The following is a 13211-nucleotide window of genomic DNA, read 5'->3' on the forward strand; positions in this document are numbered from 1 at the left end:
ATGTCCTCCGGTCGCCGGTAGGTGAGGATCGCGATGACGAGGGACGCGGCGGGAGCGGCCTGCCGGTCGGCTGCGGGTGACGTGGCGGTCGGCGCGGAGTCGGGGACGGCGCGCCAGCCTCCGGACAGGCGCAGCCCGTCGCGGATCCCGCGCACGGCTGCGCACACGGGTGCGATGGGATGGGCGAACTGCCGTCGACCGCCCTGCAGCAGCACCTCGTACGCGATCACGGGTGAGGAGCCGCCACCGACGCAGGTCCCGGGCGTCGAGGTGACGGGCCCCGTAGAGGAGCCGGTTGCGGATGTTGTGGTAGTAGTACGTCCCGGACTTCGCCTGCCCGGCGCTCTCGTGGCCGATGCTCTGCGTCCCGCCCTCCGCGTGCACGGCCACGGCCTCCTCCACCACCCGCAGCCGGCCACCGGCCTCGACGACCCTGCGGGAGAGGTCCACGTCCTCCCCAGTAGAGGAAGTAGTCGTCGGAGAACCCGCCGACCCGCGTCCACAGCTCGTCGGTCACGAGGAGGCACGCGCCCGTGAGCCACGGCTCCACGGGCTGGCCGGGGTGCTGCGTGCGCCGCGCGGCCGACCTGATGCGGCCGTCGGCGAGGTAGAGGTCCGACCCCCGGAACCAGGTGCTGCCGTCGGGCCGGAGGATCAGCGGGGCCGCGAGCGTGAGCGGCTCGTCGGCCACGACGTCGCGCAGCACAGCCAACTGGTCGGGCTCGATGGTGGCGTCGGGGTTCAGCAGGAGGAACTCCCGTGCGCCGTGCCCGCGCGCCGCCGCCACCCCGATGTTCATGCCCGTGCCGAAGCCCGTGTTCCCGTCCGGGTAGATGCCGTGCACGCGCGTCGACGGGTTCGCGGCGAGATCGCGCACGCGCTCCCGTTCCGCGTCGTCGGTGCGGTTGTCGACGATCACGAGGATCGCGTCCTCGAGGCGCTCCACGAGCGGCAGGACGTTCTCCCGGATGAGGTCGGCGGAACCGTAGTTGACGACCACGACGGCGAGGAGGGCGGGGCGGGCATGGGGTCCCAATCGGTCGGGCGCGTGCGGCGGGATCGCGTGCGGCGGGGTCGCCTGCGGGCAGGGGCGAGTGGTGGCATAGTCTATTTCCTCGACCGCTGACCCCGGGGTCGTGCCCGACGACCCGCCGCCGGTCGTCCCGCCCAGGAGCGCCATGACCGTCCCCTCCCGCCCGCCCGGCCGCGACCTCGTCGTGCTCCAGTCCTCGCAGGCGCCGCGACCGACGACGAATCCCTACATCGTGATGCTCGGACGCTCCCTCGCCGCGACCCCCGGGGTCCGCCCGCTGCACTTCAGCTGGCGCACGGCGCTCCTCGGCCGCTACGACGTGTTCCACGTGCACTGGCCCGAGATCCTCGTCGACGGTCGGAGCCCGCTGAAGAAGGCGGTGCGCCAGGTCCTCACGGTCGCGTTCCTCGCCAAGCTCGCGATCCGCCGCATCCCGATCGTCCGCACGGTGCACAACCTCGAGCGGCCGCAGGGGATCAGCCGCCGCGAGTCGGTCCTGCTGGCGCTCATGGAGCGGATGACGACGCTGCGCGTGCGCGTGAACCCGGTCACGGACATCCCCGCCGACCAGCCGCACGCGACGGTCCTGCACGGGCACTACCGCGACTGGTTCCGCGACGAGGCGCGCGCGGACCAGGTGCCGGGACGGCTCGGCTACGTGGGCCTCGTCCGCCGCTACAAGGGCGTCGAGCAGCTGGTCGCGTCCTTCCGCGGCGCGGGCGACGCGGGGGCCGACCTGTCGCTGCGCATCGGCGGCAAGCCCTCCACGGAGGAGCTGGCGGACACGGTCCGGGCGCTCGCCGCCGGCGACGACCGGATCCGCCTCGACCTCCACTTCCTGAGCGATGCCGAGCTGGTGGAGATCGTCACCTCGTCCGAGCTCGTCGTCCTGCCGTACCGCTTCATGCACAACTCCGGCGGCGCGCTCGCGGCCCTCTCGCTCGACCGGCCGGTGCTCGTGCCCGACAACGCGGTCAACCGGGCGCTCGCGCAGGAGGCCGGCCCGGGCTGGATCCACCTGTTCGACGGCGACCTGACCCCGGAGGAGCTGCTGCGGGCGACCGAGGCCGTCCGCACGGGCGCGCGCGCATCATCGCCCGAGCTCTCGGGCCGCGACTGGGACCGCGCAGGCACCGCGCACGTCTCCGCGTACCGCCGGGCGCTCCGAATCCGGCGCGGCCTCGAGCGGGGCTGAGCGGTCCGCGCCACCCGTTCTGGGGATTGCCGGCCGCACGCCGCTGGATAGGCTCGTGACCGGCTCCTGTCCTCCGGACCACCCACCCGAACAACGGGGCTCGGTCGTCACCCGCGTCCGCACCCACTCCCCGTTCTTCTCCGCGACCCGACGACGGAGCTCTCATTTCCATGCATGCACTCGTGCTGTGGGCGGACGACGCCTCACCCAACCTGGGCGTCCGCGCCCTCGGCCACGGAACCGCGGCGATCATCCGCCGGATCGACCCCGATGCCGACATCACCTTCCAGAACTACGGCTTCCGCGACCCACGGCTGCCGTTCGGCCGCGTCCGGTCGCTCGTCAAGGAGCGCCTCACGGGCAAGCGCGGCATGCAGGAGTGGCTCGGGTCGTTCGACCTCGTCGTCGACACCCGCTCCGGTGACAGCTTCACGGACATCTACGGGATGCACCGCCTCGCGGTCATGTCCACCGTGTCCGAGTTCGCGACGCAGGCCGGTGTGCCCGTCGTGCTGGGCCCGCAGACCATCGGCCCGTTCGACACGCGCCGGGGACGAGCGATCGCGAAGCACTCGCTGCGCCGGTCGCGCCTCATCATGGCGCGGGACACGGTCAGCGCCCATCACGCGACCGAGCTCGGGCACGCGCCCGACGTCGTCACGACCGACGTCGTGTTCGCACTCCCGGTCCCCGAGGTCGTGCGGACGCGCGATGTCGTGCTGAACGTCTCGGGCCTCCTCTGGAACGAGAACCCGCACGTCGACCACCGCGCGTACCGCCGGACGCTGGCCGACCTGCATGCGCGGCTCGTGGCCGAAGGCCGCGCCGTGACGCTGCTCGCGCACGTGCTCGAGTCCTCGAACCCCGACAACGACGTGCCCGCGATGCGCGAGTTCGCCCGCACGGTGGCGCCCGACGCCGAGATCGTGATCCCCGTCCAGCTCGAGGACGTGCGCCGCACGGTCGCCTCGGCGAACGTGGTCATCGGGTCCCGCATGCACGCATGCCTCAACGCGCTCTCGGTCGGCACACCGGCCGTGCCGCTCGCCTACAGCCGCAAGTTCGAGCCGCTCCTCGCGGACCTCGGCTGGGCCCACACGGTGGACCTGCGGACGGCGACCGACCCGGCGGCGGACGTCGCCCGCGAGCTCGCGGTCCCGGGACTCGCCGAAGAGGTGCGCGCCGTCGTCGAGCGCGCCCACGGCGGCTTGCGGGTCACCGAGGATGCACTGAGGGCGCTGTGAGCACCACGCTGGACCGCCGGATCGCGGCCGTCGTGGACGGCGGCAACTGCTCCGGATGCGGCATGTGCGCGCTCCTCGACACGGGCATGCGAATGGAGACGGCTGAGGGCTTCTCCCGACCCGTGCGCCGCGGGCCCGCAGACGCCGTTCCGGATGCCGTGCGCCACTTCGACCAGGCCTGCCCGGGACGACGCGTCGCGGCCCAGGAGCCCCAGGGCGCCACGCGGCATCCGCTGATGGGCCCCGTCGTGCAGGCCTTCGAGGCCTGGGCGGTCGATCCGGCGATCCGCGAGCGCGGTTCCAGCGGCGGGACCCTGACGGCGCTGTCCGCATGGCTCGCCGAGACCGGCGAGGCCTCGGCGGTCGTCGGCGCGTCCGCCGACCCCGTCTCCCCGCGCCGCACGGTGAGCGTCCGCATCACCACCCGGGAGGAGGCGCTCGCGTCCGCCGGCTCCCGGTACGCGCCCGTCTCGGCGGCCGCCGACGCCTCTGCCCGTGATGCGTCCGCCGCGATCGTGGGCAAGCCCTGCGAGGTCAGCGCCCTCCGCGCGCTGCAGGCCTCCGAAGGCCGCGCGGATGGTCCGCTCCTCCTCTCCTTCTTCTGCGCCGGGACCCCCAGCCAGCAGGCGACCGACGATCTCGTCGCCGAGCTGGGGATCGCGCACGACGAGCCCGTCGCCGACCTCTGGTACCGCGGTCGCGGGTGGCCCGGCCGCTTCACGGCGGTCCGCCCGGACGGATCCTCCGTGAGCGCCAGCTACGACGACTCCTGGGGCGCGAACCTGGGCCCGTCCGTGCAGTGGCGCTGCAAGATCTGCCCGGACGGCATCGGCGAGAGCTCGGACGTGACGGCGGGCGACTTCTGGCGGACCGACGCCCGCGGCTATCCGGACTTCACGGAGGGCGCCGGCGTCAGCGCGCTCATCGCCCGTACCCGTCGCGGCCAGGACCTCATCGTGCGCGCCGTCGCCGCCGGTGTCATCGAGGCGGTCCCGATCGACATCGACGACGTCTCCGCGATCCAGCCGCTCCAGCGCCAGCGCCGCCAGACCCTCCTCGGCCGTCTGGTGGGCGCCCGAGCCGCGGGAGCTCCGGTACCGCGGTACACGGGCTTCGGGCTGCTGGCCCTCGCCGCAGGTCGTGCGCGCGACACGTACCGCACCGCCAAGGGCACGTACCGGCGCGTCCGGGCTCGGCGGGCCTCGTGACCCGGACGGCGGCGGCGTCGCCGACCGGGGGGCTCGGTGCGCGCGCAGCCCGAGGTGCCGTGATCACCATCGGGGCGCAGCTCGTGCGCATCCTCATCCAGGTCGTCTCGGTGGTGGTGCTCGCGCGCCTGCTGACGCCGACCGACTACGGCCTGCTCGCGATGGTCCTCGCGATCATCGGGGTCGGCGAGATCTTCCGCGACTTCGGTCTCAGCTCGGCCGCCATCCAGGCCCGTGAGCTCAGCCGCGGTCAGCGCGACAACCTGTGGTGGATCAACAGCGGCATCGGTGTCGTGCTCGCCGTGCTCGTCTTCGGCGCCGCCTGGCCGCTCGCGGCGGTCTTCGGCCATGACGAGCTCATCCCGATCGCCCACGCCCTGAGCATCACCTTCGTCATCAACGGCCTCGCCACGCAGTACCGGGCCGACCTCACCCGCAACCTCCGCTTCGTGGCGCTCGCCGCCGCCGACGTCGCCGCGCCCGCGATCGCCCTCGTCGTCGCCGTCGTGGGCGCGCTCCTCGGGCGGGCTGCACTGGGCGCTGGTGGCCCAGCAGATCCTGCAGACGCTCGTCCTGCTCGTCCTCGCCGCGGTCCTCGCCGGCTGGATCCCCCGACTTCCCCGGCGCGACGTGCCCATGCGCGACCTCCTCCGCTTCGGGTGGAACATGGTCGCGAGTCAGATGGTCGGCTACGTCAGCAACAACGTCGACACCTTCCTGGTGGGGGTCCGATTCGGCGCGGGATCCCTCGGCATCTACAACCGCGCGTTCCAGCTCCTGATGACCCCGCTCAATCAGATCAGGAGCCCGCTCACCACCGTCGCGCTCCCCGTCCTGTCACGTCTGGCCACCGACGAACGGCGCTTCGCCGACTTCGTGGCGCGCGGGCAGCTCGCCCTCGGCTACACGCTGGTAGCTGGCCTCGGCCTCGTCGCCAGCGCCGCCGTGCCCCTCACCGACGTCTTCCTCGGCGAGCGGTGGGAGAGCGTCGCCCCCATCCTGCGGCTGCTCGCCGTCGCCGGCATGTTCCAGACCCTCGCCTTCGTCGGCTACTGGGTCTACGTGTCCCGGGGCCTCACCGGAGACCTGTTCCGCTACTCGCTGGTCAGCGCGACCATCAAGATCGCCTGCATCCTCGTGGGCTCCACCGGCGGGGTGCTCGGCATCGCCATCGGCTACGCCGTGGCCCCGGCTCTGTCCTGGCCGATCTCCATCTGGTGGCTGTCGCGCCGTGCGCCGATCCCCACTCGTCGCCTCTACGCCGGAGCCGGTCGGATCCTCGGGGTCGTCGGCATCTCCGGAGTGGCGACGGGCGCGGTCCTGCAACTCGCGCCCACCGGCTCCTCCGTGCTGGATCTCCTCGTCGCGGTCGGCGCGACCGTGGCGCTGGACCTCCTGGCGGTAGCCCTGGTGCCCGCGGTCCGTCGGGACGTGCAGGGCATCATCGGCCTCATCCGGATGATCCCGCAGGCACGCGCAACCCGCACGCCTCGCTCGGACGGCAAGACCGAGCGGGCGAGCGACGTCGGGCTGCCTCCGGCCGTGGACGTGGATTCGGCGTCCCCCTCCGCGGCCCCCGCGGAGTCCCCGCGGTCCCTCTAGCGACGAGGGTCCACCGGACCGACCCGCACCCCCTCCTAACCCACCACCGCCCCCACCGCCGACGCCCCCGCGGCGACCGGCACGACTGCCTCGCGCCCCGCGTGCGTCACCTGCACGTCGCCCGCGAAGGCCGTGACGGAGATGCGCCCGGCGGCGTCCGTGCGGAGGGTCGTCGGCGCGAGGCGCCACTCCTCGCGGATCAGCCGGCGCAGCGCCTCGTAGGACGGCTTCGGCGTGCCATCGGCCCGGACGAGACCGCCGGGGGCGTTCAGCCACATGCCGTCGTCGGTGAGCCCCCAGTAGGTGATGGCCGCCACGGCCGGGTGCCCGACGAGCGAGCGGTAGTGCCGCTCGATCTCGTCCGCCTGGCGCTCCTCGCCCGCCGGGGTCGACGGCCAGCTGCGCACCCGGAAGTCGTTGAGGTCGGTGATCTCGGGGGCATCGGGTCGCCGGAGAGCAGCGTGGTCTCGGTCATGTGGATGGGCAGCCCGAACCGCGCGAACCGGTCGACGATGCCCAGCACCTGCTCCTCGCCGCGGTAGCCCTGGTGGCATGTGGGTCTGCAGCCCGATGGCATCGACGGGGATGCCGGCGCCGAGGACCTCCTCGATGAGCTCCTCGTAGGCGGGGGAGAGGTCGAAGTCGTTGAGGACCAGGGTCGCCGCCGGGTCCGCCGCCCGGGCCTCCTCGAACGCGAGCCGCACCATGGCGAGGCGCCCGCGGGCCGCCGCGAGCCGGGTGATCCCGTTGTCCTCGCGGTCGAACACGGGCATGATGACGGCCTCGTTGATGGCGTCCCACGTGCCGACGAGGCCGGCGAAGTCGCGGACGTCGCGCCGGATCCGCTCCCGCTGCACCTGCTCGACCTCCTCGAGCGGCAGGTCGAGCAGCCACGGCGCGGTCACCGTGTGCCACACCAGCGGGTGCCCCTTCACGTCCACGCCGCGCTCGCGGAGCCAGCGGGCCGTGGCGCGGAGCCGCTCGGTGTCGGGGCGTCCGCGGACCGGCTCGAAGCGGCGCCAGTAGAAGGGGAGCGTGGCCGTGTCGAAGACCGCCAGCCACTGCTCGGCGAGGCGCTCCAGGCCCTCGAGCCGGGCGCCGCCGAAGGTCTCGACGCCGGCCCGCTCCGCGTCCGTCTCGCCGTTCGCGAGCGGGATGAGGTCGAAGCCGATGTTCCCGAACGCGAAGTCCTGCCGTGCCTGCTCCACCTGCACGTCCACGTGGGCGAGCGGCTGCCCGGAGGCGTCGCGGAGGGTGATGACGGCGTCGGCGCGGCGGGCATCGGGGATGGCGGCGGCTCGGCGGCCGGAAGGCGCGGACGCGGATGCGGCGGGCGTGGCGGTCATGGGTCCCCTCGAGTTGCGGGCGCCACGGCCGCCCGTCGCCTGTCCTGCTCGTCCGGTCAGGCGGACGGGCGGGCGGACGACGCGGGCGACGGACGGGCGCGTCGGTGCGGTCGTCCGGAACCTACGCGGGGGCCGCTCGGGGCGTCCACCGCGCCGCGGATACCCGAAAGCTTTCCCCTCGCGCCGGCCGGGGGAGGGGGCTCCCGCGGCGTAGCGTGCACGACATGATCCCCGGCGCCGCGTCCCTGTCCGTCCTCTACCTCGGCGGCACCGGCACCATCAGCGCCGCCTGCGTCCGCGCCTCGGTCGCCGCCGGCATGGACGTCACCGTCGTCAACCGCGGCGCCGACGCGAAGGGTCGCGGCGTCCCGGCGGGCGTGACGACCCTCGTCGCCGACGTCCAGGATCCCGCCGCGCTCGCCGCCGCCCTCGGCGACCGCACGTTCGACGCCGTCGTCGACTTCCTCTCCTTCGACGCCGCCGGCGCCGACCGCCGGGTGGCGTCGTTCGCCGGTCGCACGCGTCAGTTCGTCGCCATCAGCTCCGCGTCGATCTACCGGAAGCCCGCTCTCCAGACCCCCATCACCGAGTCGACGCTCCGGGAGAACCCGTTCCTCGCCTACGCCCGCGACAAGATCGCCATGGAGGACGCCTTCCTCCGCCATCACGCCGACAGCGGCTTCCCCGTCGTGATCGTGCGCCCGTCGCACACGTACGACGAGGCGAGCCCGCCGCTCGCCGGCGACTGGACGGTCGTGGACCGCATCGCGCGCGGCGAGGAGGTCGTGGTGCCGGGCGACGGCACCTCGCTCTGGACCCTGACGCACGCCGACGACTTCGCGGTCGGCCTCGTCGGCATCCTCGGCGACGAGCGGGCCGTGGGCGAGGCGCTGCACATCACGAGTGACGACGTCCTCACGTGGGACCGGATCCACCGCCTCGTCGCCGACGCCCTCGGCGTGGAGGCGCGCCTCGTGCACGTGCCCGCCGAGCAGTTCCCCGTCGTGGAGCCCGACTGGGGCTGGTCGGAGCTGGTGCTCGGCGACCTCTCCCACAGCGCGGTGTTCGACACGACCAGGATCCGGCGGCTCGTCCCGGCCTTCCAGCCGCGGATCCCGTTCCACCTGGCCGTCCGCGGCATCGTCGCGTGGCGCGCCGCCCATCCGGAGCTCACCCGCCCGGACGCCGACACGGACCGCCGCATCTCCCGGCTCGTGGCCGCGAAGCACGCGGCCGACGCGGCCTACCGGGAGGCGGCGGAGCGCTAGCGGCCGGCGACCGCAGGCCGAGCGGTGCGCCCCGCCCATCCGGCGCGCGTCCGGGCGATCAGCGTCACGACCACGACGGCGGCGGCCGCGACCAGCGCGGCGATGGCCGCGGGCGTCGAGAGCAGCTCGCCGCTGAGCCGCCCGACGGCGACCCAGGAGAGCCCCCAGGCGATCGCCGCGGTCGGCGCGAGGCGTCCGCCGTCGCGGAGCGCGAGCAGCACGCCCACCGCCCCGGCGACGAGGAGGAGCACGACGGCCCACGCGTCGCGGCCGGTCGTCCCCGGCTGGAAGCCGGAGGCGGTGAGGATCGAGGTGATGTTCGCGATGGTCGCGACGCTCACCCAGCCGAGGTAGAGGCCCATGGTGCCGTCGAGCACGATGCCCTCGACGAGGGTCCGCGGCCGCGAGGCGAGGAGGGCGCGGAAGGTCCAGATCAGCGTCACGAGCAGCGCCACGATGACGACGCCGCTCAGCACGAGGAGGCCGGCCTGGGCGCTGAGGATCCACGCGGCGTTGAGCACGAGGGTGACGGCGACCGGGTAGCCGACTCGGCGCTGGCGCTCGTCGGCGCGCTGGGCGGGGAGCGCCTGCCAGACCGTGTACGCGACGAGGCCGAGGTAGATGACGCTCCAGATGGAGAAGGCCGGCCCGGCCGGCGCGACGGGCGTGTAGCTCGCGCTGAGCGCACCGCTCGAGGCGTTCTGGATGCTCTCGTCGCTGAACGCGCCGGAGCCGAACGCGGAGCCGACGACGGCGAACACCATGCTCGAGATGACGACGATCTGGCGGACGATGTCCTTCACGGTGCCCATGCGGCCTGCTCCTCTACGATGGGAATGTCAGCAGGCGGATAGTAAGCCTGCTGATGATCACAGTAGCAGGGAGATGAGCTGATGGCAGGAGAGGTGTCCGCGGAGGACCAGCTCGCCAGCTGGCCCACGGGGCGACTGCTGTCCACGGCCGCGCGGGCCGTCGAGCACGCGTGGGCCGAGGCGCTCGCGACCCTGGGGGTCACGCACGCGGGGCTCATCGCGCTCCACCTCCTCCGCGACGGGCCGCTCAGCCAGATCCAGCTCGCCCGCTCCGCCCACGTCGAGACGCAGACCATGTCCCGCACGCTCGAGCGCCTGGAGCGCGAGGGCCTGGTGTCCCGCGCGCCGGATCCCGACGACCGCCGCCGGCACGTCGTCGCCCGCACGGAGGCCGGCGCGGAGGCCTGGTCGCGCGCGCAGGACCTCGAGCGCGACGTGCTCCCCGAGCTCACCCGCTCCGAGGAGATGCGTCGCGGCCTCATCGAAGTGATCCGCGCGGCCGGCCGGCCCGCGCCCGCCGCCCCGGGAGCGGTCCCGCCCGCGCCCGCCGCCGCCCGGCCCGGACGATGACCCGCCCCACGGACCCGGTCTCCGCCGCCGCCCCGGACCTGCCCGGACGCGCGGTCATCCGCCAGCGGTGGAGCGACCTGGCCTTCGTGCACTGGCGCGTGGATCCCGCGCTCGTCGCCCCGCTCCTCCCGCCCGGCACGCGCCCCGACGTGCACGACGGCTCCAGCTGGGTCGGCCTCATCCCGTTCGTGCTGTCCCGCAGCGCCTTCCCGCCGCTGCCGGCCGTGCCGTGGGCCGGCACCTTCGCCGAGCTCAACGTCCGCCTCTACAGCGTCGGCGACGACGGCCGTCGGGGGGTCGTGTTCCGGTCCCTCGAGGCGGCGAAGCTCCTCCCGGTCATCGGCGCCCGCGTGGGCCTCGGCCTGCCCTACATGTGGGCGTCGATGACGCACGAGGAGCACGACGGCGTCGTCACCTACACGTCGCGTCGGCGCACGGGCTCGCGCCCGTCGTCCCGCATCTCGGTGCGTCCCCTCGGCGAGGAGGTGGAGGGCGATCCGCTCGCCGACTTCCTCACGGCGCGGTGGGGCATGCACGTGGCCCGCGGCGGCGTCACGCGCTACTGGCCGAACACGCACGACGCGTGGACCCTGGAGCGCGCGGAGCTCGTCGACCTCGACGACGAGCTGGTGGCGTCCGCCGGACTCCCCGGGATCGTCGACCGCGCCCCGGACTCGGTGCTGTTCTCCCGCGGCGTGCGCACGGAGTTCGCCGGGCCGATGCGTCCCCGCGCCGACGCCTGACCCCCGGCACCGCACGGACGCCTGACGTCTCGCACGGTCCGACGCGCCGCGACGCGCCGCGACACGCCGGGCAGCGGCCGCCGTCCGCCTCAGCGGTCCTCGCGCGGCGTGCGCGTCGACCGGGCCTTCCCGCCCGCGAGCTCGTCGATGGTGATCGCCGCGCTGACGAGCGCGAGGTGGCTGAGGCCCTGCGGCAGGTTGCCGAGGAAGGAGTCGTCCGCGGCGTCGATCATCTCGGAGTAGAGCCCCACGTCGTTGCCGAGGGCGACGAGCTCGTCCATCAGCTCGTGCGCCTCGTCCATCCGGCCGACGCAGGCGAGCGCCCCCGCCATCCAGAAGCCGCAGGCCGTGAAGGTGCCCTCCTCCTCGGGCATGCCGGAGTAGCGGTACAGCAGCGGTCCGCGGCCGAGCTCCGACCGCAGCGCGTCGAGCGTCCGCGACATGCGCTCGCCGCGGTCGAAGCCGGAGATGGAGTGCAGGAGGATGCTCGCGTCGAGCCGCTGGCTGCCCGGGTGCATGACGTAGGCGCCGCGGCCCTCGTCCCAGCACTCCTCCTCGACCCAGGTGCGGATGCGCTCGCGCTCGGCCCGCCACCGGTCGGGCACGCCGGGGATCTGGCCGACCTCCGCGAGCTCGACCGCGCAGTCGAGCGCCTGCCAGCAGCCGAGCTTGGAGGTGGTGTAGTGCTGCTCGTCCTCGAGCTCCCACATGCCGGCGTCGCGACGCTGCCACATGTCGCAGGCGCGGTCGGCGAAGGTGGCGAGGAGCCGGCCCGTGTCCGCGTCGAGCACGTTGCCGTCGCGGACGTAGGTGCGCACCACGTCGAAGAGGTCGCCGTACACGCCGAGCTGCAGCTGGGCCTGCGCGTCGTTCCCGTCGACCACGGGGCCGACGCCCCGCCAGCCCGGCACCTCCGGCTCGGTGCTGCCCTCGGGCACGCCGCCCTGCAGGGAGTAGAAGACGTGCAGGTCCGGTCCGTTGTCGCGGATCGTGCGGAGCATCCACGACACGGCGGCGTGGGTCTCCTCGCGGAGGCCGAACTTGACGAGCGCGTTCACGGTGTACGCGAGGTCCCGCACCCAGGCGAAGCGGTAGTCCCAGTTCTTGCCGCCGCCCATGCGCTCGGGGAGCGAGGTCGTCGCGGCCGCGGCGATGGATCCGGTGGGCGCGTGCACGAGCAGCTTGAGCGCGAGGGCGCTGCGCTGCACGGCGTCGGCCCACTCGCCGTCGTACCGGAACTCGGCGCTCCAGTTCTCCCAGTTGCGGATGGTGCGGTCGATGCCCTGGTCGACGATCTCGGGGTTCGGGATCCGCACGGGCTCGCGCTCGGTCCCCACCATCGTGATCATGTGGCGCGACCCCTTGCCCGTGGTGAAGGCCCCGGACAGGGACTGCGTGCCCGGCTCCGCGGGCCCGTGCTCGAAGCCGACGATCGCCAGCGTGACGCCGTCCACGCGGATCACGGGCCCGTTGTGGGTCGACTGCACCCACGGCGACGACGTGCCGAGCGCGGTGCCGGGCGCGACCAGCCAGCTCATCGCGACCGAGCCGCTCAGCCCCTCCACGCGTCGGCCCAGCTCGGACCACGGCAGGCGCCCGGCGACGCCGGTGATGAGCGCGTCCGTGATCCGCACGCTCCCGGACGCCGTGGTGAAGGTGGTCGTGAGCACGTTGGTCCCGGGGACGTAGGCCCGGGCGACCTCGAAGTCCTCGTCGGGACGCAGCGTGAAGCGCCCGCCGTGCGGCGCGTCGATGATCGCGGCGAACGCGGGCGGCGTGTGCAGGTCGGGCAGCGGGAGCCAGTCGATGTCGCCGTCCTCGGCGATGAGCGCGACCGTGCGCCCGTCCCCGATGGCGGCGTAGCTGCGGAGCGCGATGTAGCCGTCGATCCGCTCGGGGACGGGGCGGGATGCGGGCGTGGCCATGGGACTCCTGTCGACGCCGGCAGGCGGGGCGCCGACCCCTCCAGTATCCCCGGACCCCCTGCGCCCGGCCTGCTCAGGGGAGCCCCTAGGACATGACGGCTCGCCGTGCTCCCGGGCCGGCCGCGGCGGATCGGACCCCGCGCAAACCGTTTTCCATCACGTTCCGAATACGGCTGATGGGCCCGGAGCCAACCCGAACGGTTCCGGTCACCGCCCGTGGGACAGCGCCGTCCGCACGGGCCACCTCCTCTCTCCCCGTCCTCGC

The 13211-nt window shown here is 73.8% G+C and carries 11 protein-coding genes and 2 pseudogenes; 8 read left to right on the forward strand and 5 right to left on the reverse strand.

Annotated elements, in window-relative coordinates; genetic code table 11:
• A pseudogene (locus ACZ411_RS02765) lies at positions 1–230 on the reverse strand (glycosyltransferase family 2 protein); the annotation flags it as partial.
• Positions 227–1000 carry a glycosyltransferase gene (locus ACZ411_RS02770; protein WP_464168368.1) on the reverse strand — a complete coding sequence of 258 codons (774 nt, stop codon included), beginning with the start codon at positions 998–1000 and terminating at the stop codon, positions 227–229. The pseudogene ACZ411_RS02765 and the gene ACZ411_RS02770, both read right to left, overlap by 4 nt.
• A 178-nt stretch (positions 1001–1178) precedes the next feature.
• On the opposite strand from ACZ411_RS02770, the gene ACZ411_RS02775 reads away from it, so the two are divergent.
• From ACZ411_RS02775 to ACZ411_RS02795, 5 genes and pseudogenes are all read left to right on the forward strand, one after another.
• Positions 1179–2228: a glycosyltransferase family protein gene (locus ACZ411_RS02775; RefSeq protein ID WP_464168370.1), complete on the forward strand. Its 1050-nt coding sequence runs from the start codon at positions 1179–1181 to the stop codon at positions 2226–2228.
• Positions 2229–2398: 170 nt separating this feature from the next.
• A complete protein-coding gene (locus tag ACZ411_RS02780; protein ID WP_464168372.1) occupies positions 2399–3472 on the forward strand; it encodes a polysaccharide pyruvyl transferase family protein in 1074 nt (357 codons plus the stop codon).
• Complete coding sequence (locus ACZ411_RS02785) at positions 3469–4680, forward strand: Coenzyme F420 hydrogenase/dehydrogenase, beta subunit C-terminal domain (RefSeq protein ID WP_094115236.1); 1212 nt, start codon at positions 3469–3471, stop codon at positions 4678–4680. The genes ACZ411_RS02780 and ACZ411_RS02785 overlap by 4 nt, the downstream gene beginning before the upstream one ends.
• An 83-nt stretch (positions 4681–4763) precedes the next feature.
• Positions 4764–5150, forward strand: a pseudogene (locus ACZ411_RS02790) (oligosaccharide flippase family protein); the annotation flags it as partial.
• A 73-nt stretch (positions 5151–5223) separates the two neighbouring features.
• Positions 5224–6282, forward strand: a complete 1059-nt coding sequence (locus ACZ411_RS02795) for an oligosaccharide flippase family protein (RefSeq protein WP_464168375.1) — start codon at positions 5224–5226, stop codon at positions 6280–6282.
• A 35-nt stretch (positions 6283–6317) separates the two neighbouring features.
• Here the strand turns inward: ACZ411_RS02795 and ACZ411_RS02800 are convergent, their stop codons facing one another.
• Positions 6318–7628: an endo-1,4-beta-xylanase gene (locus ACZ411_RS02800; RefSeq protein WP_464168377.1), complete on the reverse strand. Its 1311-nt coding sequence runs from the start codon at positions 7626–7628 to the stop codon at positions 6318–6320.
• A gap of 224 nt (positions 7629–7852) precedes the next feature.
• Between ACZ411_RS02800 and ACZ411_RS02805 the strand changes: the two genes are divergently transcribed.
• The gene (locus tag ACZ411_RS02805) at positions 7853–8896 is read left to right on the forward strand and encodes an NAD-dependent epimerase/dehydratase family protein (protein WP_464168379.1); all 1044 of its coding nucleotides are present in this window, start codon (positions 7853–7855) and stop codon (positions 8894–8896) included.
• Here ACZ411_RS02805 and ACZ411_RS02810 read toward each other — a convergent pair.
• Positions 8893–9708 (reverse strand): TspO/MBR family protein, encoded by an 816-nt coding sequence (locus ACZ411_RS02810; RefSeq protein WP_464168381.1) that lies wholly within the window; start codon positions 9706–9708, stop codon positions 8893–8895. The two genes, ACZ411_RS02805 and ACZ411_RS02810, sit on opposite strands and share 4 nt — an antisense overlap.
• Before the next feature lie 81 nt (positions 9709–9789).
• On the opposite strand from ACZ411_RS02810, the gene ACZ411_RS02815 reads away from it, so the two are divergent.
• Positions 9790–10278, forward strand: coding sequence for a MarR family winged helix-turn-helix transcriptional regulator (locus tag ACZ411_RS02815; protein ID WP_464168383.1), 489 nt, complete (start codon positions 9790–9792; stop codon positions 10276–10278).
• Positions 10275–11021, forward strand: coding sequence for a YqjF family protein (locus tag ACZ411_RS02820; protein ID WP_464168385.1), 747 nt, complete (start codon positions 10275–10277; stop codon positions 11019–11021). Before ACZ411_RS02815 ends, ACZ411_RS02820 begins: the two co-directional genes overlap by 4 nt.
• Positions 11022–11110: 89 nt before the next feature.
• Here ACZ411_RS02820 and ACZ411_RS02825 read toward each other — a convergent pair whose 3' ends face one another.
• Positions 11111–12946 carry a glycoside hydrolase family 15 protein gene (locus ACZ411_RS02825; protein WP_464168387.1) on the reverse strand — a complete coding sequence of 612 codons (1836 nt, stop codon included), beginning with the start codon at positions 12944–12946 and terminating at the stop codon, positions 11111–11113.
• Positions 12947–13211: the final 265 nt, after the last annotated feature.

It is taken from the genome of Clavibacter sp. AC415, from assembly GCF_979252985.1.

Excerpts from the sequence above, each read along its gene's own strand:
- ACZ411_RS02775 (WP_464168370.1), top strand. The coding sequence starts at position 1,179 with ATGACCGTCCCCTCCCGCCCGCCCGGCCGCGACCTCGTCGTGCTCCAG.
- ACZ411_RS02780 (WP_464168372.1), top strand. The coding sequence starts at position 2,399 with ATGCATGCACTCGTGCTGTGGGCGGACGACGCCTCACCCAACCTGGGC.
- ACZ411_RS02800 (WP_464168377.1), bottom strand. The coding sequence starts at position 7,628 with ATGACCGCCACGCCCGCCGCATCCGCGTCCGCGCCTTCCGGCCGCCGA.
- ACZ411_RS02805 (WP_464168379.1), top strand. The coding sequence starts at position 7,853 with ATGATCCCCGGCGCCGCGTCCCTGTCCGTCCTCTACCTCGGCGGCACC.
- ACZ411_RS02810 (WP_464168381.1), bottom strand. The coding sequence starts at position 9,708 with ATGGGCACCGTGAAGGACATCGTCCGCCAGATCGTCGTCATCTCGAGC.
- ACZ411_RS02815 (WP_464168383.1), top strand. The coding sequence starts at position 9,790 with ATGGCAGGAGAGGTGTCCGCGGAGGACCAGCTCGCCAGCTGGCCCACG.
- ACZ411_RS02820 (WP_464168385.1), top strand. The coding sequence starts at position 10,275 with ATGACCCGCCCCACGGACCCGGTCTCCGCCGCCGCCCCGGACCTGCCC.
- ACZ411_RS02825 (WP_464168387.1), bottom strand. The coding sequence starts at position 12,946 with ATGGCCACGCCCGCATCCCGCCCCGTCCCCGAGCGGATCGACGGCTAC.